Genomic DNA, 24,639 nt, shown 5'->3' with positions numbered 1-24,639 from the left:
TGCTGCCTCTTTTGCTGTGCCGTCCTGGCGTTACCTTCGACGGCGCGACGAGAATTCATCAAGAGAGTTTGTGATTTCCCGGACCCTTTGCTAACAAGTCGACGAACAAAGATGCGAGTGTGGTGAGGAAGTGCCATGAACAAGGCGGAACCCAATTTCTATCAGGACCCGGCGGTCATCGGGAATCCGAAGGCCTATTTCGATTTCAAGCGGGCGCAAGGGCCGGTGGCATGGGAACCCTATCACGGCACCCTGATGGTCACAGGTTACGACGAAGCGCTGGCGGTTCTGAACGACAAGGAGGGTGTCTTCTCGAATGCCGCGTCGGTTGTCGGCCCCATTCCGGGCTTGCCCTTCAAGCCCGAAGGCCATGACATCCTGGCACAGCTCGATGCGCATCGGGCCCGGATGCCGTGGGCCGATCACCTGGTGGCTTTCGATGGGGCAAAGCACGCCGAATACCGGGGGCTCATGGGTGGTTTGCTGACCTTCAAGAGGCTCAAGCAGAACGAAGATTACCTCTATGATCTCGTTGACCGGCTGATCGACGGCTTTATCGGCAAAGGGGCGATCAACGCTGTTCCCGAATATGCCCATGCCACCACGGTCTATGCCATTTCCGACCTCATGGGCATTCCGATGGAGGATCGTCCTGTCCTGCTCCAGCAGATCGGCGCACCGCCCAGCCAACTGGAAGGCGACGTCGGCAAGGTCGGGCCCGATCCGCTCGAAGCCATGAAACCCCTGTTCGATACATACTTGCGGGACCGCAAGGAAACCCACCGCGGGGACCTGATGTCCGACCTGATGAATACCCGGCTCAAGGATGGCAGCGAACCGGATTTCGAGGTGCTGTCGGGCCTTGCCCGTTTCCTTTTTGCAGCCGGGCAGGACACGACCTCGCGCCTGATCGCGATGGGCATTCTCATCCTTGCCGACGATCAGGAGCTGCAAGCACGACTGCGTGCGGATCCGGAGCGCGTGAAGGACTTCATCGAGGAATGCCTGCGTTTCGACGCACCGGTGAAAGTCTCCTACCGTCTTGCGACGAGGGATACCAGGGTCGGGGATGTCGATGTTCCTGCCGGTACCATCGTCGCGGCGGCGCTCATGGCTGCCAGCAACGATCCGGCCAAGTTTGAAAACCCGGAGCAGTTCAACATCGACCGGCCGCATGTGCGCGACCACATGGGCTTCAGCCGGGGACCGCATGGCTGCCTGGGTGCTCCACTCGGCCGCATGGAATCGCGCATCGCCATCGAACGGCTGCTTGCGCGCACGTCCAATGTGCGCCTGTCGGAAGAGCATCACGGGACACCCGGAAACCGCAAGTTCAATTTCGAGCCGACATATACCTTCCGGAGCCTGTCCGATCTTTACGTCGAGTTCGATCCGGCCTGAATCAAGGAACCGGCCCGCTCCGTGAGGGGAGTGGGCCGGTTCGTTTGTACGGATCGAATGGGACGGGGCCGGCGGATCCGTTCAGGCCGTTTCCCCGGCATCGACCAGCAGTGTGCTGCCGGTCATGAACAGGGACATGTCCGAAGCGCAGAACAGGACGGCGCGGGCAATGTCATCGGGAACGCCGACACGCCCGAGCGCGGAGGTGAGGGTCGCCGCGATTTCCGTGCGCACCCGTTCGGGCAGTGCATTGAGCGCGGCCATGTTGCCTTCGGTTTCGCAGAATGTCGGCGCCACGCCCAGTACGCGGATGCCGTGCGGGGCGAGTTCGATGGCAAGCTGTTTGTTCAGCCCGCGCACGCCGTGCTTGGAAGCGACATAGGCAGCCATTCCGGGTGCGACGCCCTTGAAGCCGGCGGTCGATACCACATTGACGAGGACGCCCTGGGTACCGGCATCTTTCATCCGGCGCGCTGCTTCCTGGCAACTGACGAATACACCGCGCAGATTGACGGCCATCGTCTGGTCCCAGACCGGATCGGTCATTTCTTCGAGCAGGACATTCGGATAGAGGCCGGCGTTGTTGACCCAGATATCAAGGCCGCCCAACTCGCTGCAGGCCAGGTCTGCCGCAGCCCGGATCGCATCGCTGTCGGTAACGTCCAGCCGGGTTGCAATGACCATGGTGCCGTAGCGGGCCGAGATCTCCTCGGCGGCCGCGGTGGCTTCTGATTCCTTGAGATCGCCGATCAGGACCCTGGCGCCGGCCTCTGCGAGCCGGCGAACCATGGCCTTGCCCAGTCCCTGTGCACCGCCGGTCACGACCGCGCAGCGGCCTTCCAGCGATACGAGCTGGGCTATCGAGCTGTCCGAAACGTCGGCAATGGCCATGCGTCAGACCTTTTCGGCGGTTTCGGAATCGACGAACGGGATCACTTCGTCGGCATAATCGATATCGCCGAGAATGATGTTGGTGTTCATCGCTTCGCCGGCTGCACGTTCCCAGAGCACCAGCTTGTCGTGCCAGGGCGAATCCGGATGATCGTCCATCAGCGGACCGACCGGGAAGCCCATCTTTTCGAGGCGCGCCTTGTGGGCATCGAGGTCCTTCACACCGAAAACGACCGAACTGACGCCTTCACCCTTGGCCTCGAGCTCGCTCCAGAGCCAGGTGTTGAAGTCGGTGCGCTCTTCCATCGGGGCAACGACCTCGAGACCCGCTTCCCAGCTGATGCACATGGTGAAACCCATGTCCTTGCGGGCGAACCGGGTCAGCGTGGCGCCAGTCAGCTTTTCGAGCTGGGCGACGTTGGCGTCGAGGTTCTCCGGGCGCGAGAGCCATGCGACGTGATCGACGTGATTGATAAATTTCTTCATGGCTCAATCCTCTTCCCAATTGCGGTATTCGAGCGTGAAAAGTCCGGTCAGACTGCGGCGCCTCCGTTGACGCCGAGAAGCTGGCCGGTAACGTAACCGGCATCCTCGCTGGCGAAGAAGCAGCAGGCCGCGGCGATTTCCTCGGGCAGGCCGAGGCGCGGTATGGGATAACCCTGCAGGATCTGTTCGTAAGGAACCGGGAACAGGTCGCCATCAATGGCACGCCGAGCCATCGGCGTGTCGATGAAGCCGGGCGAGACCGAGTTCACAGTGATCCCCTTGCGGCCCAGTTCCACCGCGAGCGAGCGCGTCATCGCGATGACGCCGCCCTTGCTGGCGGTGTAGAGCGCCATGTCCGGGGCGCCGGTCTGGGCGCCGATTGCCGAGAGGTTCACCACGCGCCCCCAGCCGGCCGCTTCCATGTCCGGCAGGACTTCCTGGGTCACGATGTAGAAGCCCTTGAGATTGACGGCCATGAGCCGGTCCCAGGTTTCGTCGTCGAGTTCCCCCAGCGGGCAGAAGTTCTCAATGGCGGCGTTATTGATGAGAATGGTCACCGGGCCGAGTTCGGCACGGACCTTTCCCAGGGCGGCCTTGACCTGGCCGCGGTCCGAAATGTCTGCGGCAACCGCAATGGCCTTGCCGCCCGCGGCGGTGATTTCCGAGGCAACGGCTTTCGCTGCCGCCTCGTCGATATCCAGCACGCCAACGGCACGGCCTTCGCGGGCAAGGCGCATGCTTGTCGCCTTGCCCATGCCCGATCCGCCGCCGGTGACCAGCGCTACCCTGTGGTCCGTCATTACCTGGCGTTTCCCTGTTTGAGAGCGTGGTTTGGCTTAGAACATCACCGCGCCGCCTTCGACGCCGATCGTCTGACCGGTCACGAAGTCGGATTCGTCGCTGGCGAGGAAGATCGCGGTCGGGGCGATGTCCTCCGGTGCGCCAAAGCGGCCCATGGCGACCTTGGACAGTTCCAGGTCGTAGGTCTTGCTCTCTTCCAGGTACCAGAGCGCCTTGGGCGAGAGCGCCGAAGGCAGGATGGTGTTGACGCGTATCTTGTCCTTGCCCCACTCACGGGCAGCGGTTCGGGTCAGGGCGCGGATCGCTTCCTTGCTCGCGGCATAGGCGAGGAAGCCGGGCTCGCAGCGGATACCGTAGCTCGAACCCATGTTGATGATCGATCCGCCGCCCTGCGCGACCATGTGCGGGTAGCACAGCTGCATGAGCTGCAGCGATCCGAAGAACGCCGACTGGAAGTCGATCTTGCAGTTCTCTTCCATCTTGGGGTCGGCGAGCGGCAGATAGTCCGTGAAGGAGTGGGCGTTGTTGACCAGCGTGTCCACGCGGCCCCACTCGGCCATGACCTTGTCGACAGTGGCCTTCGACTGCTCGGCTTCGCCAGCCACCGCATCAAGCGCCATGGCCGTGCCGCCGGCCTCGGTAATCTTGGCGACGACATCCTCGAGCTTGCCGAGAGTACGGCCGGTCACGAGGACCCTGGCGCCTTCCCTGGCGTAGCCTACGGCAATCGCTTCGCCGATGCCCTGACCGCCGCCGGTAACGATCGCAACCTTGCCTTCGAGTCTTCCCGAACCGCTCACATCAATTCTCCCAAATTCGATTGTTCGTCGTATTGTTAGCGATGGGTTTGGCGATGGTCAATCGGCCGTTGCGCCCATCCTCGCGGCGATACTGCCGCCCGCGTCAGGGGCAGCAGCCTCCGTTCACGCCCAGGACCTGGCCGGTCACGTAGCCGGCGTCCTCGCTGGCGAAATAGGCAATCGCAGCAGCCGCTTCCTCAGGCCGGCCCACACGGGGCACCGGATAAGTCGCGACGATATCCTGATAAGGCACGGGGAACAGATCACCATCGATGGCCCGCTGCGCCATAGGCGTGAGGATGAAGCCGGGCGAAATGGCATTGACGGTAATGCCCTTGCGCCCCAGTTCGACCGCCAGCGAGCGGGTCATCGCGGTAATCCCGCCCTTGCTGGCGGTGTAGTGCACCATGTTGGCCGCACCGATCTGCGCGCCAAGGGCGGTCACGTTGACGATGCGCCCCCAGCCGGCCTTTTCCATGTCCGGCAGGACATTCTGCGTGAGCCGGTAGACTGCCTTGAGGTTCACATCCATGACCCGGTCCCACGCCGCGTCATCGATCCCGGCAAAGGGCGTGAACTCCTCGATCCCGGCATTGTTGACGAGAACGGCGACGGGGCCAAGCGCGCTTCGGATCCGGGCTAGTGCAGCGCTCACCTGCACCTCGTCCGCGACATCGGCAGCGACGGCAATCGCCCGGCCACCCTGCGCCGCGATCGCATCGGCGACTTCACGGGCGTTCCCGATGCGCCGCCCAAGCACGGCAACGGCCATGCCATCACGCGCGAGGCGCATGCACGCAGCGCGTCCGATACCGGCACCGCCGCCGGTGACCAGTGCTGTCTTCATCGGTCTCCTCCCCTCAGAGCCCGTTGAGGCGGCTGCGCAAGGTGCACCGCTCGATCAGGCCAATCGCTTCCTCGCCGTCCCAGACATACCGCGCCGTTCCCTGGTGGAGCACCGAGGTGCCGGCCATTTCGAAGTTGTAGTGATCGAACATCGACAGCAGTGCCTGCCCTTCGATGCGGATTGTGCCTACCTCGCTTTCCAGGACGAGCCCGACGTCTTCCCCTCCCGGGCCGAGTCTGGTCATCCACGGCGCGCGGGCAACGCGCGCTGCCACCTTGCGGCCGTCACCCTGCAGCAGAAAGGCCTCGTTGAAGGTCTCCGGGCCTTCGGGGCCGCGCGCCATGACGATCGCGCCGAACGCCCGGCCGGACGGAAACAGGGCGGAGTGCTGGCAATGGCCCATGGCAGAGGACATGTTGCGCACGCCCTGCCGGCGTACCCGCATTCCGGTTGCGTCCACGTCGTGGTCCGCGCCATCATAGGATATCGTTCCGCGTATCCGGCATAGCTGCTCGTAACGCACGCCGCCCATCAGTGCCGAGGCATCTCCCCCCAGCATCCTGCTTGCCGCTTCGGGCGTCAAACCGCCCATCAGCCAGGGAGGGGCAGCCATTTCGGCCTCCAGCCGGAAGGCGAGCGCAGCTGGGACCGCATCCTGGCTTGCTTCCAGCTCGGCCTGGGTGGTCGTACGCATCGCGGTGCCGTCGAATTCCAGCGCCCAGCGCCGAAAGGGTTCGAGGCAGGCAAACCGCAATGCCCCGGCATCGCGCGTCATTGCGCGGCCATCGCCGTCGAGAGCCAGCCCGCCCGGTCCCTGCGACCACACGCGCATCACCTTGCCGCCTTCTGCGGCAAAATTCAGCTGGAGGCGCGGCGTCTCCCATTCTCCGCCCACGACATCGATCGTGACGCGGGGCAGGGCGAAGCGGCCGGACTTGTCCATGACCCACAGGGTGGCCGAATCGCGCATTTCAGGATCGGCAGGGCGTTCGGGCTGGAAATATTCCAGCGCGGCGTCGAGCCCTCCGGCAAGATCGGCGGCCGGTCCGGTCACGAGGTCAGTTCGGGGCGGATGCCGAACCCGAAGCCGAAGCGATCGAGGTAGCCGGCAAAACGTTCATTGATGGCCCTTGCATCCAGGCCGAATTCCGTCGGCGAGTGCTTGTGAACGCCGTGTTTCGTCTGGTGGTGATCCGCGAGCCAGGCGCGGATGCTGGCTTCGTGTCGCGGTGAAACCTCGAGGCCGCATTGTTCATAGATGCGCCGCACAGTGCCGAGGTGATCGGCCATCATGTCGTGATAGGAAACGTCGATGAAGCGATCTTCCCCGATGGCCTCGCGCGCCTTCATCGCCTTTTCGATGGCCGCATGCTGCAACTCGATCGCCCGTATGCCTTGCGCATGCCGCTGTTCCGGGGTGACCGGGTGGCCGCGCAGACCCAGCAGGATCGACTGAACGCTGGCCAGCGATCCGAGTTGCTGGGCAAGGTCCCGGTGCGTCCAGATCAGCCTGGCGTCCGGATACCGCGCTGCCAGTTCGGCCAGCCACAGCATATGATCCGAGCCCTTCAGGGCCCAGCGCTTGCCGTCGCTGCCCCATTGCACGTGCTGCAGGAAGTCGTGATGAAATCCCAGGGCGGCCGTGTGGTCCGCCTCCAGCAGGTAGCGCTTGTAGGTCTCGCCGCCCCAGAAGCACCACAATTGCTGGCTGGTGCCTGCCATGCTCAGGATATCGCTTCCGCATTCCGCGAGTGCGCCGGAGCCTTCCTCGATCATGTAAGGGTGCGTGACGAAGATGTCCGGGACGAGCTCGAACTGCTTCATCATGCGCCGTTGTGCCTCCTCCATGCGTTCCGGGGAGGGGGCAAGCCTGGCGATCGGGGGGCTCGGTTCCCGGCAGATCCAGTGTTCCGGCGCCATGTTATCCGGGTCAAGGCTGAGCAGCGTGTGCAGCAACGTCGATCCCGACCTCGGAGGACCGACAATGATCAGCGGCGCCTCGATCTTCTGGCGGGTGATTTCCGGGAAGGCCGCGCGGTCAGCTGCAAGCCACATGCGGTTTACGAGATAGTGGAGCAGGGTATCTGTCGCCAGCTCCCGGGCCTTCGGGGTCATTTGCGCCCAGGTTTCTTCTCTCATGGATTCGAGAAGGGCTTCCATGCCGGCATTGCGCGATGGATCGCCGAGCTCGGTGAAATCCATTTCGCGTCCTGCCTCGTCGATCAATGTTTCGATGAACGGGCATTGATCCAGGTCGAAGGAAAAAGGCATCAATGAGCTCCAGAATGAATGCAGCAACCGGTCCTGGTCCAAGGCAGGCCGGGTGTTCGCGAAGCTGGTGGTCTTATGGTCTCGTCCCGGAGTTTTCGCCGCAAGCGCGTACCCTGTTTGCCTGACTGCTTCTTCACGGTTGAATTGTTCGTCACATTGTTAGCGCTTTCCCGGCATGTCAAGCGTTCCGCTGGAGGACTTTACGCAAGGGCTCGACCTGTCTACGCAACCGGATCGTTTCGAAAGGGGGTCATGGCCAAGACGCAGCAAAAATCCGATCGGCGCATGGGGCCGGTTGGTTCGGAGAACTGGCATGCCATGCTGGACGGCGCGGAGGTAATTCTGCGTGAGGAAGGGCACGCTGCACTGACCTCGCGCCGCGTGGCGGAATATATCGGGGTGAAGCAGCGCCTCATCTATTACTATTTCCGCACGATGGACGAATTGATCGTCCACACTTTCCACCGGCTTTCCGAACGTGAACTGGCCCGCCTTACCGAGGCAGCCAAAACCGAAAAACCGCTGCGGGAACTGTGGGACGTCTGCATTCATACAACCGACGTGCGGCTGATCTCCGAATTCATGGCGCTGGCCAACCGCATCGAGGGGTTGCGGCAGGAAGTCGCGTATTTCATTGAGGAATCCAGGGCCGTCCAGGTGCGGGCCATCGAAGGTGCCGTCAGCCGCATGGCCGGAAAGGCGCCGCTGCCTTCGTCTTGCCTCGCGCTCATCGCGACGAGTCTGGCGCTGTCACTGTCGCGCGAGGATCAGCTGGGCATATCGGCGGGGCACGAAGAGGCGCGGGACCTGATACATCAGGTGTTTACGCTCTACGAGCCTGACCGCTGACTCTGTCGATCCGGCCTGCGGTGCATCGCATCGTCCGGCCGGATGCCGCTCTTCAGTAGCAGCTATTTGCGCGTCTGCGCTGAGGTGTGCAGGGCGCTTTGCCGCACACTGCCGGGGCGGCTTCGCCAGATGCTGGCGTGCCCGCCCATGCTCGCCGCCGAGGGGGCTGGCGGCTTGGCCAAGCACTCGGCTGGCAGACCGCATTCGCATTCTCCAGCCCCGTTTTGCGATCGGGCGGAAGGGTGGGTTCTCTCTGTAACATACTAATATTATTTGATAATATCAGAATTGACGGTGCTGGCCGCAATGCGCTAAACAGGTGTTCAAATTTTTTGTGATTCAGGCCAGTATCCGGCAAAGCCGCAGGCCTTGAGAAGTTTGGGCAGGAGTTTGGGCATATGACAGCAGCCGTTGCAGACAAGTTCGCCGTTCAGGAAGTGAAGCCGCTGATCGGCGCGGTGGTGGATGCCAGCAAGGAAGCGCTTCTGAGCGGCAAGTTTGCCGGCCAGATCCGCGAAATGCTTGAGGATCGCGGTGTCATCGTCTTCTCGCAGGTGCATTTCGACGACGAGGAGCAGATCGAGTTCACCAAGACGCTCGGGAAATGGGTCCCGGAAATGCGCGGCGACGTCTTCAAGATCTCGATGGACAAGAAGGTCAATCCGCAGGCCGATTACGTGAAGGGCGCCTTTTACTGGCACATAGACGGCACCATGCAGCAAGTGCCGCTGTTCGCGTCGATCCTGACCTGCAAGAAGACCGCGCCCGTCGGCGGCAATACCGAGTTCTGCAACACTTACGCTGCCTATGACGCGCTGTCGGACGAGGAGAAGGAAGCGCTCGGCAAATTGCGCGTGGTGCACTCTTTCGTGAACTCGCAGCTCTATGTCGATCCGGAGCCCAGCCTTGCCAAGTATGAGGAATGGGAAGCTCTGGGGACCAACGAGCTGCCGCTGGTCTGGACGCACGATTCCGGCCGCAAGTCGCTCGTGCTGGGGTCCACCGCGGACTACATCGTCGGCATGGATCCGCTGGAAAGCCGCCGCTTGCTGGTCAAGCTGCGCGATTGGGCGACGCAGGAGCGTTTCTCGCTGAGCCATACCTGGTCAGTCGGGGATGCCGTGCTGTGGGACAACACCGGCACCATGCATCGCGCGATGGCCTATCCGCTCGATTGCGACCGGCAGATGCACCGCACCAAGCTGGAAGGCGAGGAAGCCTTTTCCTGAGACTAAGCCGGATCGCGCGGGCGTAATCGCGCTCAGGACATGTGGACCCGGCCGGCGCCGCTGGCACGGCCGGGTCATGCACGAGCGTGCTTCACGCGTGTCCAATAAGGGATGAGATGATCTGGTGACTGAGGCGAAAACGCCCCGCATTGCCCCGCTGGCGCGCGCGGAATGGACAGAGGCTGCGCGAGACGTTTTCGCGTTCTGGGAAGGGGATGAGGCCCGTGAGAAGGGCTCGCGCTCCAACACGATGATGACGCTGGCGAATCACCCGCCACTGGCGCTGGCTTCGCTCGATCTCGGCAAGTACTTCATCCTCAATTCGACGCTCAGCCCGCGTCAGCAGAAGCTGATCGTGCTGCGCGTCGCCCATCGCTACAACTCCACATACCAGTGGGGGCACAACTCGCTGACCGCGCGTCAGGCGGGCTTGACCGAAGCAGAGATTGCGGCCGTAAGGACCGGCGGCTCATCGCCCATCTGGAATCGCGAAGACCGCATGCTGCTGACAGCGGTCGACCAGACCTGCGACGGCGGCAAGATTGACGATGCGGCCTGGGCCGAGCTTACTGCCGTCATGTCGTGCCAGCAGATCATGGATCTGATCCACGCTGCGGGATATTTCACCATGGTGGCCTGGGGGCTGGTCGCCATTGGCGTGCAGCTTGAGGACGGCCTCTCGCTTTCCGGCAGGGCCTCAAAACCAGAATAAGGCCGGGGCATGGTATTGCCGGACAGCCTGTGCTGCCTCGACGGCGATTTCGCTGCCCCGCCTCATTCTGCCAGCCCGGATTGATGCTGATCGATCACCGTTTCCATCGCCTGCTTCAGGTTGCGGTGGAAACTGGCGAGTTCTGTCAGGCGCTGGCGCGCGGTACCGGAAACTATCGCATCGCAATTGGCGCTGATGAGGTCGGCCATCTTGCCGAGCAGGTCGGCATGGCTGCGCAAGGCAATTCCGGGGTCTTTTGATACTTCGTAGCGAATGCGCTTGCTGCCGCGATCCGTGATCCGGTGGGCTATGCCCATGGATTCGAGTTCGCGGGCTGCCGTGCTGGCGGCGCTTTTGCTGATGCCCAGAACCTCGGTGAATTCGTCCAGCGAAACTGGCGCCTGCACAAGCAGCAGATATCCATAGAGGCGCGCCGGACCGATCGTCATGCCCCAGCTGAGAAGCATGTTCGCGAAAGCGTCGATGAAAGCCTGCTGGCTCGGGGTGAGTTTATCGTTTGACATGTTCAGTATGTCCTGAATATTGTGTATTTCAATAGGGATTGCAACCTCCATACTGCACTGAGTCCCATTGTGCAGGGGGGAGGGCGGACAATCCCGGATTGTGGGGGAGAAAATCCCCGCCGGAGCAGAGGAACGAGGGAATGCCGAAGATCACATACGTGTCGCATGATGGCCGTGCGGCCACCGTTGAGGTTCCCGTTGGCGAAAATGTTATGCACGGTGCGCTCTACAATGGCGTTGAAGGCATTGCGGGAGAGTGTGGCGGCGCGCCGTCCTGTGCGACCTGCCATTGCTACATTGACGAGGCCTGGGCCGCGACGGTCGGTGGTCCCGCGAACGACGTCGAGAAGGAGCTGCTTGAGGCGGCTGCCTGCGAAGTGAAGCCCACGAGCCGTCTTTCGTGCCAGATCACGGTGACGGACGATCTCGATGGGCTGATTGTACATCTGCCCGAAACCCAATTCTGACCACCGCGAACGGAGAGGTTCAATGGCGACTGAAAGCAGCGAAATGGTCTTCGTGCAGGACCCTGCCAATCCCCAATGCCCCAACCTGCCGAAGCGGGCAGGACCGGACCAGATTCCCGATCATGTGCCGCCCGAGCTGATCCTCGACGCCGGGCTGATTACCGGCGCCGAATATCTGCAGGAGCCCCATGACTACATGGCGGCGATGCATGAGAAATTTCCGCCGGTGTTCTATAACGTCTCGCCGTTCGGGAACTCGTGGATTCTCACCAAGCATGAGGATTGCCTGCACGTTCTGCGCAATGCCGAGACCTTCCGGAACCTGGAGGCAGCACCCTTTCCGCGTGACCCGAACGACTATTTCTTCTTCATTCCGCAGGAGATCGATCCGCCGCATCACCGGAAATACCGCAACATCGTCGATCCGCTGTTCTGTCCCGCCGGCGTCGCGAAGCTGGAAGGCAAGATCCGCCAGCGTGCAGGCGATCTGATCGACCAGTTTGCGGCAAAGGGCGAATGCGAGTTCACGACGGCGTTCGGCCGCCCTCTGCCCGTCTCGGTGTTCCTCGACATCATGGGGCTGCCCCAGGACATGCTGCCGACTTTCGTCGAGTGGGCCGACATCATGATCCACTCCCAGGATCCGGCCGAAGTGGGCATGGCCTTCGGCAAGGCCATTGCCTACCTCAAGGGGGCTATTGCGGAGAAGAAGGCCAATCCCGACGAGGGCGTGATCAGCCTTATTGCCAATGCCAGCATCGACGGGCGCCCGCTTTCCGACAAGGAAGTGTTCGGCTTCGTTTGCTTCCTGTGGATCGGGGGGCTGGATACGGTCTACGCCACGCTCAACAACATCTGGCTGTGGCTCGCGCGCAATCCGGACCGGGTCCAGGAAATCATCGACCGCCCGGGCGACATGCACAAGATCGTCGAGGAGCTGTTGCGGAGATATTCCGTTACCTTCTCCAGCCGCTATGTGACGCATGACATCGAGCTGCGCGGCGTGCGCATGAAAGCCGGTGACCGGGTCATGACCTGCCTGCCGGCCGCGAATTTCGATCCGGACGTGTTCCCCGATCCGCTCAAGGTCGATTTCGACAGACCCCGCAAGACGATCCTCGCGTTCACGGTAGGTGTTCACAGCTGCATGGGCGGGCACCTTGCGCGGCTCGAACTCAGGGTCGCCCTTGAGGAATGGCTCAAGCGGATTCCCAGGTTCTCCGTGAAGCCGGGAACGGAAATCGCCTACAAGCCCGGCGGCGTCGTGGGCCCCGCTGCGGTTCCGCTCGTCTGGTGAGCAATTGCAAATGGAAACGCGCGGCAGAAGATCCGCGCATGGGAGTGAAGCCATGAAAATGGAAGACATGGTGATTGTCAGTGTCGACGATCACATCACCGAGCCGGGAACCGTGTTCGACAATCAATTGTCGGGCCAGGACTACGCGACGGCGCCCAAGCTCAAGGTGAAGCCGGACGGTGCCAACTACTGGGAATATCAGGGCAAGCAGATCCAGTCGGTCGCGCTCAACGCTGTTACCGGACGCGTGCGCGAGGAATACGGCATGGAGCCGACCAACCTCGACCAGCTCCGCAAGGGCTGCTGGGACGTCGATGCACGCATCGGCGACATGAACGTCAACGGCGTTGCCGCCAGCCTCAATTTTCCAAGCTTTGCCGGCATCGATGGCGGCCTGTTCATTTCCGCCGACGACAAGAAGCAGGCTCTGGTTCACATGCGTGCCTACAACGACTGGCACATCGACGAATGGTGCGGGAAATATCCGGGCCGCTTCATCCCGATCGGCTGCCTGCCGCTGTGGGACATGGACGAAACAGCGAGGGAAGTGCGGCGGCTCGCCGACAAGGGCTGTTTCGCGGTCACCATGAGCGATAATCCGACCATGCGCGGGCTGCCCTCGATCCACAATGAATACTGGGAGCCGCTGTGGAAGGCGGTGACCGATTGCGATACCGCGATCTGCCTGCACATCGGCACCGGCAATGTCTCGCCGCACCCGTCGATGGAAAGCCCTATCGAGGTCAACATCGCGACGATGCCTATGGCGGTGGCCTTCGGTGCCGCCGACTGGCTCAATCTGGCGGCACTGACCCGCTATCCGTCCATGAAGGTGTGCCTTTCCGAAAGCGGCATCGGCTGGATTCCCTATCTGATGGAACGGGCCGACTACAGCCACGAACAGCATCATGTCTGGACGCACTCGAACCAGTACTTCGGCGACGAGAAGCCCAGCGAGCGCTTCAGGCGCCACTTCTCCAGCTGCTTCATCGACGATGCCTATGGTCTTCGTAACCTCGACCTCATCGGCGAGGACAACGTCTGCTACGAAGTCGATTATCCGCATTCGGATGCACCGTGGCCCAATGCACCGGAAATCCTCTGGAAGTCGGCCCAGTTCCTGACCGATGAACAGATCGACAAGGTGACGCATCGCAATGCCATGCGGCTCTACAACTTCCCGATGTTCGATCATCACAAGCGCGAGGAACTGACGGTCGGAGCGTTGCGGGCTCAGGCCAGGGAAGCAGGGGTGGATACCGCCCTGATATCGACCGGCGGTGCAGCACCGCTGGCGGCCGGTGAACAGCCGCGGCCGGTGACCTCGGGGGACATCATCGCCATGTTCACCAAACATGCCGAACCTGCCTGACATTGCTCAGGACTGGTTGACCCTGCGTGATCGGCTAAGCCTTACCGCGCAGGGTCAATAGCCCGAGTTCGAACCTCGCTACCCGGGCAGGCGCGGACTGTCCTGCTGCCGAAGGCCGCTAGGCGGCCGGATGCCGTACCGGGGCGGCGTGGGACAGGTTGATGCTGGCAGTTCTTACCAGTTCGCCGATCTCGTCCTGGCGTTGAGGCGGCAAGCGGTCCTTCGGGCCGGCAATGACGATGGCGCCGCATGGCAAGCCCTGCGCATCGAAAATCGCTGCGGCAATACTGGCGCCGCCCGCGACCGGAGCATCGACTGCCACCGCGAAGCCGCGCCGAAGCGTATTCGCATATTGTTCGAGCAGAGGCTGATCGGGGGCGGTGCCCAGCAGGATGCGCTGGCGCTCCGCAGGCAGGTAGGGCAGCACCGCCAGTCCCGTGGCGCTGTTCCGGGGAGGGGCTATCTCTCCGATGTCGGGCACGGACCGCAGTACCTGACGGCTTTCGACTACGTCGGCAATGATGAACTCGTCGAAAGTCGGGATGGTCAGGATCGCGGTTTCACCGGTCGCATTGCGCAGCGCCTCGAGTTCCGGGCGTGCGCGCTGCCGCAGGTCGTTCTTGCGCTGCCCCTTGTGCGCTATGGAAAATATGTGCGCCGTCAGTTCCCAACCCTTGCTTGGCGAAGGCGCCGCCGCGATCCACCCGGTCTGCGCCAGGGTGACCAGGGCGCGTTGTACGGCATTCTTGTCCAAGTCCAGGATCCGGGAGAGCGTGCTGACGCCGACCGGCTGGTTGGCCGCGATCGCGTCGAGAACCTGCAGGACCCGTTCCGCGCTCTGATTTGACTTGACAGCCATGACCCAAATCTAGTCCTATATCGTTATGCAATATAACGTATCGTAATGCGATACAAAATGCAGGTCAATCCCCGAGGGGCCGAGGCTTCTCCGCCCTGACCTGACGAGAGGAGAGAAGAATGGGAGAGGCTGTCGACAGGCTTATGGGGATGCAGGGCAGTGATGAAGCTTACTGCGTCCCGATCGAGGAACTGCGCGAGACACAAGTCGCGGCTCTCGATGAACGGCTGCAGGAATTCGCCGGCAAGGTGAAGCTGGTTGCGCACCGTGCGAAGGAAGCCGGAATTACCCGGATCCGGGAGCTTGCGGATGTCGTGCCGCTGCTGCTGCCGCATACGGCCTACAAGAGCTATCCCGAGCGCGTCCTGAGCGATGGCCAGTGGGATCGCCTGACCAAATGGCTTGGCACCGTAGATGCCCATCCACTGAACGGCGTCGACCTGGAAGGCATAGCCGATATCGACGAATGGGTTGAGCGTTTGAAGACGGCAGGCCACTATATCTCGTGCACCAGCGGCACGACCGGCAAGCCCGCCATGTTGCCGTCGTCTCCGTCTGATATCGAGTGGTTCTGCAAGGACAACGTCAATGCAGTGTCCTGGGGGACCGGGGTGAGACCGCAACAGGACCGCATCGTGTTCGGTCTTGCGCCCATCACCCAGGTGCCGCGTAATGCCGTGATCGGCGAGGCACTGCGCGACGCCTTTGGCGTGCCCGGCAAGGAACGGTTCAGCTATCCGGTTCCCCCGATTACGGTTGGGTCCATCAGCCGGATGATCGCGCTGCGCAAGGCTATTGCCGAGGGAACCGCCCGCCCCGGCGACATCGCAGAGTTCGAGGAAGTCTCGGCCGAGCGGCAAAAGGCGATGGATGCAGCGGTTGGCATCTGCGCCGACGCACTGATCGAGGCTCGAGGCGAAAAGCTCTTCATTTCGGGAATGTGGGGCGCCCTTTTCCCGATTGCGGAAGAAGTCCGTAACCGCGGCTACGGTGCCAAAGACTTCCACCCTGAAAACATATCCTATGTCGCAGGCGGCCTGAAAGGGGCGAAACTGCCCGAAAACTACCGGGAATTCGTTTTCGAGACGTTCAACCTGCAGGCCGCGAACAGCTATCAGATGTACAGCATGCAGGAGATACAGACGGCCATGCCGCGCTGCCAGAAGGGAGGGCGCTACCACGTGCCGCCATGGCTGGTCTGCCTGCCGCTCAACAAGGAGGGTGATGCCCTCGTGCCGATCCCCGGCAGCGGTGAAGTCGAGGGGCGTGCCGCCTTTTTCGACCTGTCGCTCGATGGGCGTTGGGGTGGCCTGATCTCCGGCGACAGGATCCAGATCGATTTTGGCCGCTGCGAATGCGGTGCCTCGTCTCCGTCCATCCGGGACAACATCGCCCGCTATTCGGACCTTGAGGGCGATGACAAGATCAGCTGCTCGGGAACTGTCGATGCCTATGTGCGAGGACTGTCATGACCGCGACCAACATCAGAACGGAATCGCCGGCTGGAGCAGGCGAAATTCCGGTTCCTGTCGATTTCTTCATTCGGGGTGAACTGGTGCGCGGCGATGCCGTCAGGCATCGTTCGCGCGATCTCGGCGTCGATTTCGCGACGCCAGCCATCGATGGCGATGCCCTGGTTACCCCGCGCTCGGAACTGCCGCCCCTGCTCGATGTTCCGGTCTCCGAGATCATCGAATTCCTCGCGGAATGCGGGAAACACCTCGATCTCGATACCAACCCCTACATGCAGCATGCGCTCGAACACACGTGCAAGGTCAATCCCCTGCCGAGGCGCGTAATCGAAAACCTGTTTCGCAGCGCCCCCGGGTACCTTTCTCCCACGGCGTTGTGGAGCAATGTCGAGGCGAACTTCGCAAATCCTGCCGTGCTGGACGGCTGGGTCGAGCGCACGGACGTGCTTGGAAATGTCGGCGCACTCAGGGCCTTCCCGCCGCGCATGGTGCACATGCTGGCGGGGAACTCGCCCACAGGATGCATTTCCTCGATTGCCCAGGGCGCTCTGGTCAAGGCGGTCAATGTCTTCAAGATGCCCTCAAGCGATCCCTTCACTTGCGTGGCCATCTTGCGGACCATGGCCGACGTCGATCCGTCGCACCCGGTCGTCAGGTCGATGTCGGCTGTGTACTGGAAGGGGGGCGACGAACGCGTCGAGCGCATGCTTTACCGCCCGCAATATTTTGACCGTATCGTTGCATGGGGCGGCGGCGATGCGATCAACAACGTCATCAAGTACCTGGGGCCGGGAATCCAGCTGGTGTCGTTCGATCCCAAGACCTCGATCTCGATGATTGGTGCGGAGGCCTTCGTATCGGACGAAGTGATCGACGAGGTTGCGGAGCTGGCCGCAAGCGATCTTACGGTATTCAACCAGGACGCTTGCCTCGCCAGCCGCTTCATCTTCGTCGAAGGCGAGCGTGCCGGGATCGAGACGTTTTGCGAGGTGCTCGCGCGCCGTCTCGCGGTTGACAGATTTTCGGCGTCTGCCGATGCCCCGCCGCCTTCGTCAGAAATCAAGGACGAGGTCGATATGCTGGCGCTCATGGATGAAGCGAAGGTCTGGGGATCTTTCGATGGCCGCGGACTGGTCGTGCTGACAGAGGAGCCAGTCGGCTTCCATCCCTCCAACAAGACAGCCAACGTGGTGCATGTGCCATCACTGGAACAGGCCGTGCGGCATGTTAACGTCGCGACCCAGACAATTGGCGTCTATCCTGGCTCCCGCAAACGCGCGCTGCGCGACCGCCTCGCCAGTGCAGGTGCGCAGCGTGTGGTCCGTCTGGGCGGGGCGGCGAAGCACGTGATGGGCGGACCGCATGATGCGATGTTCCCTCTGCAGCGCTTCGTTCACTGGATGTCGGACGAGGATGCAATCTCGGCTGGACTGTTCTGACGATTTGTCGGCACGGACACCGGCCTTCACGGCACGAGGGTCGAAACATCGAGCCGGTGCCCGTCGTATTCCGCATAGCCCCGGGTGAGCGGCAGACCGTTGCTGTCCGGGCTGAAGATGAGTTGTGCCGGCAAGAGACCACCCAGCGGACCAAAGGTCATCCGCAGATGCATGGCGCCCGGTTTCGGGCCTGTCAGGCGCAGATCGGCCCTGTAGGTAGAGCGGCCAAGCGGATTGGCTTCCAGCCGTTCATCGCCCGAATAGATGGCTGTCCCGTCGTCGCTGAAGTCAAAGTAGTGCTTCTCGATCACGCCGCCGGGCATGTGGCGATAGGTGAGATAGCCGGACTTTCGCCCATAGACCTTCACGTCGATGTCCTGGGCGGCCCGGGCATAGTCCTCCACCCGCGATAGGTCACTTGAGCCAAAGGCTATGCGATCCGGCGTGGTGGCGGCGGCGACCGGCGGGCCCGGACGGTAATCGGGCAAGGTCACGAGCTGGATTCGCTTGGATGGACTGTCGCGCCGGCCTTCGATCCACATGGCCTTCCTGCCGTCCGGCGACCATGACATGGGCGAATAGTATACCCAGTCCTCCTGCGTGTTCAGGTCCATGCCCTGATACCCCTCCTGTGTTTTCGAGGCCTGGATATCGATGAGGGCAGGGCCGATGTTGCCGGGCCGTTGGTTGCGCACTCCGGTAACGGCATACGTATAGGCCAGCATGCTGACGCCGATGTTGAGGCTGTCCGGATAAGGCCGGGGCACCAGGCCCAGGATTGCCGGGTCGGTGACCCTGGAGAAGCGGGAAGTCATGGTGATCCCGAGCCGTTCATCGGGCGAAAAGATGGTGGTCTCGGTGTAGCCGGGGGTGTCGGTGATCGCCTCGGTCTTGCCGGTAACCAGGCTCAGCGCGACGGAATCCGGAACGTCGCGGCGAACTGCGCCGACCATCGAAAGCGCCGTGCCGCCGTGGATGAACTGCTTCACTTCGCCGCCGCGCAGCGGGGCGGGCAGCACGCCGCCGGGATGATCCGGATCGGGGCGGAAGGGGTCCAACGTGCTGACGATCTGCGGGCTGACGATGGCGTAGGTGCCGCCCGACTTGCGCAATTCGCCTGTGAAGACGGCAACGGCGAAATTGGACAGCAGTGCGTTCCAGGCGATGTGGCGGTTATCCGGCGCAACGACGATTTCCGACCAGCGGTGCGAGATATAATCGCCAATCGCGACCTCTGCCGGATATTCCACCGGCAAGAGGGCCGGATCCTTGCACGTTTCCAGGCTCGTGCTGCATTCGATGACGAAGTCACCCAGGAAGATGCGTCTGTCGTCGGGAAAGACCATCAAGCGGATGCCGTTGTCCTTGGGCCGTTGCGGGATGAGCTGCGAGAAGAAAGGGCGAAAATTCTGCCCGTCGTCGTCCATCGTGGCCAGGGCCAGCTGGCGTTCTCCCTGACTTTCATCCTTCGCGTAAGTCACCAGAACCCGGCCCGATGGCGTATAGGTCGCCGATCGCAGGACAAGATCCCGGTCGAAGGGAACGGTCGAGATCTGATAGCGTCCGATCTCAGGCCGCGTCAGGCCAGTCTCCTTGTGGGTCACACCTGTGCAACTTGCCAGGCTGGCGGCGGAGACCAATAGAACTGCCGCGTTCCTTGAAAAAAGTGGGGCCATCTGCTGCCTCTTCCCGACATTGCGATCGTTATGATCTTGTATCGCGGCAGGAACGGTCCGGCCTGTTAGGCCGCACTGCGCTGTCCTGCCGGGACAAGCTAATCGTGCAAGGCCTCCCCGGCGCAACCGCAAATCCGTAACTCGGCAATCCGACTTGCAAAACCTTCGGAAAATCGCCCATATTCCTCTTCACGCTGCGCCAAATGGCACGAGGATGATGTGATCAACATGCGCCGGCTGCTGCTCGAGTTCTGGGCTATGTTTGTCCTTGCTGCCGTGGTCGGCTTCCTGGGGCCTTTCGACACTTACGAACCCACAGGGCTTGCGGGCCGTATCCTGGATTGGTCCATTCTGCTGCTGGGGGCATATCTGGTTGTCCGGCCCGCGATCTTCCTGCTCGGCAAGCTCGCCGCTGCAACAGGAATGCGGCGCGGTCCGCTGGTGTTCTGGGGCGTATGGTTCTGTTCAGCTCCCCTTGTCGCGATCTGGCTCCTGATCGGAAAGGAGCAGTTGAGGATGCTGGAGGGCCTCTCGGTTCTCCTGCCATCATCACTGCTCTGCGCGCTGGCTGTGCTTGGAGTGGTACGCTGGGCCTCAGGTGCGGACTTGAGGCTGGCAGGGGTGTCCACAGACATGCAGGACAAGCCCTTGCAGGACGGGACGAAGGAGAGCGCGGAGAAGGACGCAAACCGGACGGCAACCGAAGGTACTGCATCCGGGCTTTTCGAACCGCCCCTAGCCAATCGCCTTTCACCGCGCTTCGCCGGACCCATACTCGCTCTTCAAGGCGAGGATCATTACGTCCGTGTCCATGGTGCCAGCGATAGTGAACTTCTGCTGATGCGCCTGAGGGATGCCATAGCCGAGATGGAAGGCGTTCCCGGCGAGCAGGTTCATCGCAGCTGGTGGGTGGCAAGGATCGGCATCGACCGGGCCGTCTCGGCGGGACGGAGCTGGGTCATCCATCTCACAAGCGGTCAGATGGCACCTGTCGCGCGAGAATCCGTAACCCGGCTGAAACACGCGGGGTTTCTCCCCTGAGCGCGGACAAGTCGAGCGAGGCATGATGGAACGGGCGGCGCCGCAATGGCTGTGTACGATCTCGATCAACCCCGGGCCTATCTCACCCGTATCGCCGGTAACCTCGTGCGCGATGAGGCGAGAATGGCAGTCCGGCACGCGCAGGATCTCCATGTGAATGCCGACGATTGCGAGCTTGCCGCTCCCGATCCGGTTGCGGCCCTCGAGGCCCGCGACCTTCTCAGCCGCGTCAATGCCGCTACGCGCAGCGCCATCGTCGGCAAGGCATGGCCGCTATGGACCCGCTGAATATTGGCCTGGTGTCGCTCGCGCTTGCGAGCGCGGCCCCGGCAAGACTCCCGATGCCGGCCGCCTCGCTGGCAACGCAAGTCTCTCAAGCCGATAGCGGCGGGCGCTGGGCCGCCTATGTCGCGGAAGCGTCCTCGCGCTTCGGAATTCCCGCCGCGAGGATCGCCCGCGTCATGGCGGCCGAGAGCGGCGGGCACACCATGCTGGCAGGCCGCCCGATCGTCTCGCGCGGGCGCCATGGGCCTCATGCAGCTGATGCCGGGGACCTGGGCCGCGATGCGGGACCGGCTGGGGTTGGGGCCCGATCCGCACGATCCCCGCGACAATATCCTCGCCGGCAGTTTCTATCTGCGGCTGCTCTACGACCGGTTCGGGTATCCCGGCCTCTTCGCCGCCTACAATGCGGGGCCGGCCCGCTACGCCGAATATCTCGACCCCGGACGCCCGCTTCCCCCGGAAACGCGTGCCTACCTTGCAAAGCTGGATGTCCGGCTTGCCGCAGGAGATGGCCGCGAGGCGCGCGGACCCGGGAGAGGGATCTTCCTGGTCCTGCGCTGCGCGCGGGATCCGGCCGTCCCGGGTGAAGAGAGTCCGGGAGGCCTGTTCGCCGTCCTGGCTGGACAGTGCTCCAGGGATACCGCGCGTGTTGAAGGCGAGGGGGCTGCAGTCGCGCCGTAGAGCCCGGGAGCGAATGGGCCGTGTCTCAGCGCAAGCGCGCGGTCGCCTGTTTCCACCGGCGCTCCTCCGGCCAGGGCAGTTCGACATCGCCTTGCTGCCAGGGCACCGCCTCGAGCCGGTCAGGATGGACCTTGCGGCGCTCGCGCGAGGCGCAGACCCGGCACCAGAAGCGGGGCCGGGCAGCCGCGAAGCGGTCGTCCCAGCCCCGCCTCTCGAAATGCCACCACAGCCCGTGGGCCTCGAAACGCCCCGTATGCCCGCACCGGCAAGTGAGCTGGACCGATTGCTGGAAGGTGGCCGCCTCGAGAATGCAGGTGGGGAGCATTACCCCGTCGCGGGACCAGCGCATCGCAGGCATCGAGTCGGGATTGCGTTCATGAGAACGTATATAGAACATTCTGAGCGCTGGGCGCAGTCCGATTGACACCTGGCCCTGGCAGGTCATGCTCGCGGCGTGTGCAATCTCTACCGCATGACCGCGCCGCGCGAGGCCGTTTCCACGTTGTTCGGGGCCGATCCGGGCGCTCCGGCGAATTTCGCGGGCGAGGTCTATCCCGGCTATCCCGGGCTGGTCGTTGCCGAGGGTGCGCTATGCGCCATGACCTGGGGATTTCCGCTGGTGCTGAGGAGCAGGAAAACCGGACAGCCATTGAAGCCCAAGCCGGTCAACAATGCGCGCGAGGACAAGCTCGCTACCGCGTTCTGGCGCGACAGCTTCGTGAACCGGCGCTGCCTCGTCCCGGTCTCCGCCTGGGCCGAGGCGGATGGCGAGAAGGGCCGCATGACCCGGACCTGGTTCAGCCTGCCCGATGCCGCTCTTTTTGCCGTTGCCGGGATCTGGCGGCCGACCGATGCCTGGGGGCAGGCCTATTCGATGGTCATGGTCGATGGCTGTGAACGGATGGGCGATGCCAACGACCGGATGCCCACCATTCTGCGGCCGGAGCACTGGCGGCAATGGGTCGAAGGGACGCCGGAAGAGGCCTTTGCCCTGTGCCGGACGTGGGATGGCCCGCTCGATGTCGAGCGCACCAGTGAACCCTGGGCGAAGCCGCGCGCCGGCGTTCTGTTCTGAGACAAGGATGGCTGGCGCACGAAGCCGTTTCAAGACCGGAAAACCTCACGTTGAACGCAGGTCCTTCCCGGGCCTGGCCCGCCAGGACCCGGTTCATGGTGTGGCTGTAACGGTCAGGCGGCCGTCCGAGGCTCCAGGTCGCGCAGTATGCCGGTTACCTGCTCGCGCAGTTCGCCTTCGGCCGTGTCGGCATAGGAGACCGCATCGGCATGCGGCAGTTCCGTGTACATCACCCGGCGCTCGGCCGAAACCGGCCGGGTCGCTTCGTGCAGGGTGCAGGAAAGATGAACCGTCACGTCGCCCGGCTCGGTCGGCAGCGCGATCACGGGCAGGTAGGAGGCGGTCTTCGCCAGCTCCACTGGCATATGGACGCGGTGCGACCCGGCCACCACGCGCAGCAGGCCGTTGTCCGCGCTGCTGGCGGTCAGGGCGATGCCCACCACCCGGCGCGAGCAACTGTAGGCGTGGCGGCCGAGGTGGCAGTCGCGGTGGAACGAAACGTCCGAGGGGCCGGAGACGACGCCTGCCGGCTTGAACAGCGCTTCTATCACCCGTCCTTCGGCCGGCAGCACCTTGAGGGTGTCGTCGCCCGAAACGATATGGCGGATCCGCGCCCAGGTCTCCCCCGAAAGGATGCGGCGCGTCGCCGGCGAATGTTCGACGAATTCCTGCAGGCGCACGCAGCGGCGCGATCCGTCGCTCAGCTGTGCCCACCAGGACTTGCCGTCGCCCTCGCGGTAATGCGGCAGGGCACGGTCCATGTCGGCGCAGATTTCGGCCATGTCCCTAGGATCCAGCCAGCCACGCAGATGCACATAGCCGGCCTGCGCCAGGAATTGGAAGATCTCCGCCGGATCGTCCCTGGGCGTGAAGGCGCGGGCGAGGTCCAGCGGGGCGCCCTGGCGGTCGGTAAACGTCAGGCCATCGTCTGTCACCGGCCACCCTTCGAGGAGAGCATGCGAAATGGCATCCCAGCACGAGATGTCGCGCACTGTTCCCTCGCGGAAGACCAGTGACCGCGCGGTCATCATGCCGTTAAGGGTCAGCCGGTTCTGTGCCCATTCGCCGAACTGCTCCCCGGTGAGCGTCAGCACCATGGCGCCGGGCGCGATCCCCCGTTCGGCCCAGATCGTGCCATCCTGTCCCGTGCCGCCCTCTCCCGTGATGGTCCAGGCACTGCCGTCGCATTCGATCGCAAGCGGCGGCACGCCCAGCATGCGGATCGCGCCGGCCACCAGATGGCCGTGCCGGGCAGCGAGCGCCGGAAATTCGGCGGTGAAGAAGCTTTCCGGGTCGAAAGCGTGAAACGCGGCATCGTCGCGGGTGCGCCGGTCAAGCGTGCGGAACATGGCGAGCCTTTCAGTCATGGGCGGAAGAAGCCGGCAGGATCGCGGCGGCCGCGGCATCCCACTGTGCGATCAGGTCGAAGGCACCGTTCGCCCGCAGCCATTGCTGGACCAGGCCGTCGATCATCGCCAGCGTTTGACGGGCTGCCGACCGGGGATCCCGGCAATGGCCGGTGAGCATCGCGGCGAATTCTTCGAGGACCATCGCCTCGCGCCGCTCAAAATAGCCATGAGCCGGGTGTGAAGGGGCCATGGCCTCGCTTTGAAGGACGGCATGGAGCCGCGCCAGCTCCGGTTCCGCCACGGTCCGCGCTACAATCGCGCGCAGCAGTGACCGCACGGTAGACAGCGCATAGCCACTGTCGCTGCCGCAATCCCGGGCGCTCAGGTCCACGTCCTGCGGGACGATCGCGGCATCTCGCCGGTCCCGCTCTTCCAGGATGGCGACCAGCAGGTTCTCCTTCGAGGGGAAGTGGTACAACAGCCCACCATTGGTCATCCCGCAAACCTGCGCCAGCTGCTGGATGGTAAAGCCATGATAGCCGTGCCGGCCGACGATGCGGATCGCCTCGTCGAGAATGTGGCTGCGCCGTTCTTCCGGATCACTGCGGGACCGCTTGCGCATCATGCCCTCTCCCTCGACTCGTAATGACTGATTGGTTAGTCAGTAAGATCCATGCAGTGCGGATGCAACTGCGTCATGAGCGCAGGTCAGAAACTGCGGGATTCTCTGAAGGTGTATTGTGTAACTTTACACTTGCGAAAATGCTCTGCTGATCTGCCCCCTTCTGAGTGGCCCAAAATCTGTTTTAGATTTT

General features: G+C 62.9%; 25 protein-coding genes and 1 pseudogene. 13 read left to right on the top strand and 13 right to left on the bottom strand.

The features are described 5' to 3' along the window. Positions 1–135: 135 nt before the first annotated feature. Positions 136–1,401 (top strand): cytochrome P450, encoded by a 1,266-nt coding sequence (locus MTR64_RS19960; RefSeq protein WP_243996301.1) that lies wholly within the window; start codon positions 136–138, stop codon positions 1,399–1,401. Between the two features lie 81 nt (positions 1,402–1,482). Here the strand turns inward: MTR64_RS19960 and MTR64_RS19955 are convergent, their stop codons facing one another. The 7 genes from MTR64_RS19955 to MTR64_RS19925 all read right to left on the bottom strand — a co-directional run bounded on the left by MTR64_RS19955 (position 1,483) and on the right by MTR64_RS19925 (position 7,497). Further along, entirely contained in the window at positions 1,483–2,292 is an 810-nt protein-coding gene (locus MTR64_RS19955) for an SDR family NAD(P)-dependent oxidoreductase (RefSeq protein ID WP_243996300.1), read from the bottom strand. Positions 2,293–2,295: 3 nt separating this feature from the next. Next, on the bottom strand, positions 2,296–2,778 hold the full coding sequence (locus tag MTR64_RS19950; RefSeq protein WP_243996299.1) for a VOC family protein: 483 nt from the start codon (positions 2,776–2,778) through the stop codon (positions 2,296–2,298). Positions 2,779–2,825: 47 nt separating this feature from the next. Then, positions 2,826–3,578: an SDR family NAD(P)-dependent oxidoreductase gene (locus MTR64_RS19945; protein ID WP_243996298.1), complete on the bottom strand. Its 753-nt coding sequence runs from the start codon at positions 3,576–3,578 to the stop codon at positions 2,826–2,828. Positions 3,579–3,614: 36 nt separating this feature from the next. Beyond that, on the bottom strand, positions 3,615–4,379 hold the full coding sequence (locus tag MTR64_RS19940; protein ID WP_243996297.1) for an SDR family NAD(P)-dependent oxidoreductase: 765 nt from the start codon (positions 4,377–4,379) through the stop codon (positions 3,615–3,617). A 103-nt stretch (positions 4,380–4,482) separates the two neighbouring features. After that, entirely contained in the window at positions 4,483–5,226 is a 744-nt protein-coding gene (locus MTR64_RS19935; protein ID WP_243996296.1) for an SDR family NAD(P)-dependent oxidoreductase, read from the bottom strand. 13 nt (positions 5,227–5,239) lie between these two features. Then, positions 5,240–6,280, bottom strand: a complete 1,041-nt coding sequence (locus MTR64_RS19930; RefSeq protein ID WP_243996295.1) for a hypothetical protein — start codon at positions 6,278–6,280, stop codon at positions 5,240–5,242. Then, positions 6,277–7,497 carry a sulfotransferase family protein gene (locus MTR64_RS19925; RefSeq protein WP_243996294.1) on the bottom strand — a complete coding sequence of 407 codons (1,221 nt, stop codon included), beginning with the start codon at positions 7,495–7,497 and terminating at the stop codon, positions 6,277–6,279. Before MTR64_RS19925 ends, MTR64_RS19930 begins: the two co-directional genes overlap by 4 nt. 252 nt (positions 7,498–7,749) lie before the next feature. Here MTR64_RS19925 and MTR64_RS19920 point away from each other — a divergent pair, with 252 nt between their 5' ends. From MTR64_RS19920 to MTR64_RS19910, 3 genes are all read left to right on the top strand, one after another. After that, complete coding sequence (locus tag MTR64_RS19920; RefSeq protein WP_243996293.1) at positions 7,750–8,346, top strand: TetR/AcrR family transcriptional regulator; 597 nt, start codon at positions 7,750–7,752, stop codon at positions 8,344–8,346. 398 nt (positions 8,347–8,744) lie between these two features. After that, positions 8,745–9,575 carry a TauD/TfdA dioxygenase family protein gene (locus tag MTR64_RS19915; RefSeq protein ID WP_243996292.1) on the top strand — a complete coding sequence of 277 codons (831 nt, stop codon included), beginning with the start codon at positions 8,745–8,747 and terminating at the stop codon, positions 9,573–9,575. 124 nt (positions 9,576–9,699) lie between these two features. Continuing rightward, a complete protein-coding gene (locus MTR64_RS19910; protein WP_243996291.1) occupies positions 9,700–10,287 on the top strand; it encodes a carboxymuconolactone decarboxylase family protein in 588 nt (195 codons plus the stop codon). A gap of 62 nt (positions 10,288–10,349) precedes the next feature. Here the strand turns inward: MTR64_RS19910 and MTR64_RS19905 are convergent, their stop codons facing one another. Then, the gene (locus tag MTR64_RS19905) at positions 10,350–10,862 is read right to left on the bottom strand and encodes a GbsR/MarR family transcriptional regulator (protein ID WP_243996290.1); all 513 of its coding nucleotides are present in this window, start codon (positions 10,860–10,862) and stop codon (positions 10,350–10,352) included. A gap of 89 nt (positions 10,863–10,951) precedes the next feature. Between MTR64_RS19905 and MTR64_RS19900 the strand changes: the two genes are divergently transcribed. Genes MTR64_RS19900 through MTR64_RS19890 form a run of 3 tightly spaced genes read left to right on the top strand, consistent with a single transcriptional unit; the run spans position 10,952 to position 13,947 of the window. Beyond that, entirely contained in the window at positions 10,952–11,278 is a 327-nt protein-coding gene (locus MTR64_RS19900) for a 2Fe-2S iron-sulfur cluster-binding protein (RefSeq protein WP_243996289.1), read from the top strand. A 22-nt stretch (positions 11,279–11,300) separates the two neighbouring features. After that, positions 11,301–12,575: a cytochrome P450 gene (locus MTR64_RS19895; protein WP_243996288.1), complete on the top strand. Its 1,275-nt coding sequence runs from the start codon at positions 11,301–11,303 to the stop codon at positions 12,573–12,575. 52 nt (positions 12,576–12,627) lie between these two features. Continuing rightward, positions 12,628–13,947: an amidohydrolase family protein gene (locus MTR64_RS19890; RefSeq protein ID WP_243996287.1), complete on the top strand. Its 1,320-nt coding sequence runs from the start codon at positions 12,628–12,630 to the stop codon at positions 13,945–13,947. Between the two features lie 118 nt (positions 13,948–14,065). Here MTR64_RS19890 and MTR64_RS19885 read toward each other — a convergent pair whose 3' ends face one another. Next, on the bottom strand, positions 14,066–14,806 hold the full coding sequence (locus MTR64_RS19885; protein WP_243996286.1) for an IclR family transcriptional regulator: 741 nt from the start codon (positions 14,804–14,806) through the stop codon (positions 14,066–14,068). 119 nt (positions 14,807–14,925) lie between these two features. Here MTR64_RS19885 and MTR64_RS19880 point away from each other — a divergent pair, with 119 nt between their 5' ends. Together MTR64_RS19880 and MTR64_RS19875 are read left to right on the top strand one after the other, a co-directional pair. Next, positions 14,926–16,278 carry a hypothetical protein gene (locus MTR64_RS19880; protein WP_243996285.1) on the top strand — a complete coding sequence of 451 codons (1,353 nt, stop codon included), beginning with the start codon at positions 14,926–14,928 and terminating at the stop codon, positions 16,276–16,278. Continuing rightward, the gene (locus MTR64_RS19875; RefSeq protein WP_243996284.1) at positions 16,275–17,717 is read left to right on the top strand and encodes an acyl-CoA reductase; all 1,443 of its coding nucleotides are present in this window, start codon (positions 16,275–16,277) and stop codon (positions 17,715–17,717) included. The genes MTR64_RS19880 and MTR64_RS19875 overlap by 4 nt, the downstream gene beginning before the upstream one ends. Before the next feature lie 26 nt (positions 17,718–17,743). Here MTR64_RS19875 and MTR64_RS19870 read toward each other — a convergent pair whose 3' ends face one another. Beyond that, the gene (locus tag MTR64_RS19870; RefSeq protein ID WP_243996283.1) at positions 17,744–19,321 is read right to left on the bottom strand and encodes a hypothetical protein; all 1,578 of its coding nucleotides are present in this window, start codon (positions 19,319–19,321) and stop codon (positions 17,744–17,746) included. A gap of 300 nt (positions 19,322–19,621) precedes the next feature. On the opposite strand from MTR64_RS19870, the gene MTR64_RS19865 reads away from it, so the two are divergent. From MTR64_RS19865 to MTR64_RS19855, 3 genes and pseudogenes are all read left to right on the top strand, one after another. Further along, entirely contained in the window at positions 19,622–20,434 is an 813-nt protein-coding gene (locus tag MTR64_RS19865; protein WP_243996324.1) for a LytTR family DNA-binding domain-containing protein, read from the top strand. Positions 20,435–20,479: 45 nt separating this feature from the next. Beyond that, positions 20,480–20,722 (top strand): hypothetical protein, encoded by a 243-nt coding sequence (locus MTR64_RS19860; protein WP_243996282.1) that lies wholly within the window; start codon positions 20,480–20,482, stop codon positions 20,720–20,722. Next, positions 20,710–21,400: pseudogene (locus MTR64_RS19855) on the top strand (lytic transglycosylase domain-containing protein). The gene MTR64_RS19860 and the pseudogene MTR64_RS19855 overlap by 13 nt, the downstream one beginning before the upstream one ends. A gap of 25 nt (positions 21,401–21,425) precedes the next feature. Here the strand turns inward: MTR64_RS19855 and MTR64_RS19850 are convergent. Next, positions 21,426–21,749, bottom strand: coding sequence for a hypothetical protein (locus MTR64_RS19850; RefSeq protein WP_243996281.1), 324 nt, complete (start codon positions 21,747–21,749; stop codon positions 21,426–21,428). Between the two features lie 105 nt (positions 21,750–21,854). Here MTR64_RS19850 and MTR64_RS19845 point away from each other — a divergent pair, with 105 nt between their 5' ends. After that, complete coding sequence (locus tag MTR64_RS19845; protein WP_243996280.1) at positions 21,855–22,475, top strand: SOS response-associated peptidase; 621 nt, start codon at positions 21,855–21,857, stop codon at positions 22,473–22,475. 113 nt (positions 22,476–22,588) lie between these two features. Here MTR64_RS19845 and MTR64_RS19840 read toward each other — a convergent pair whose 3' ends face one another. Continuing rightward, a complete protein-coding gene (locus MTR64_RS19840; RefSeq protein WP_243996279.1) occupies positions 22,589–23,842 on the bottom strand; it encodes a phytanoyl-CoA dioxygenase family protein in 1,254 nt (417 codons plus the stop codon). Next, positions 23,835–24,446, bottom strand: a complete 612-nt coding sequence (locus tag MTR64_RS19835; protein ID WP_243996278.1) for a TetR/AcrR family transcriptional regulator — start codon at positions 24,444–24,446, stop codon at positions 23,835–23,837. The genes MTR64_RS19840 and MTR64_RS19835 overlap by 8 nt, the downstream gene beginning before the upstream one ends. Positions 24,447–24,639 lie beyond the last annotated feature (193 nt).

This window comes from Novosphingobium album (ex Hu et al. 2023), assembly GCF_022832385.1.
In the GTDB taxonomy this organism is placed as follows: domain Bacteria; phylum Pseudomonadota; class Alphaproteobacteria; order Sphingomonadales; family Sphingomonadaceae; genus Novosphingobium; species Novosphingobium album.
This window is presented reverse-complemented; position numbering and strand designations above follow the sequence as displayed.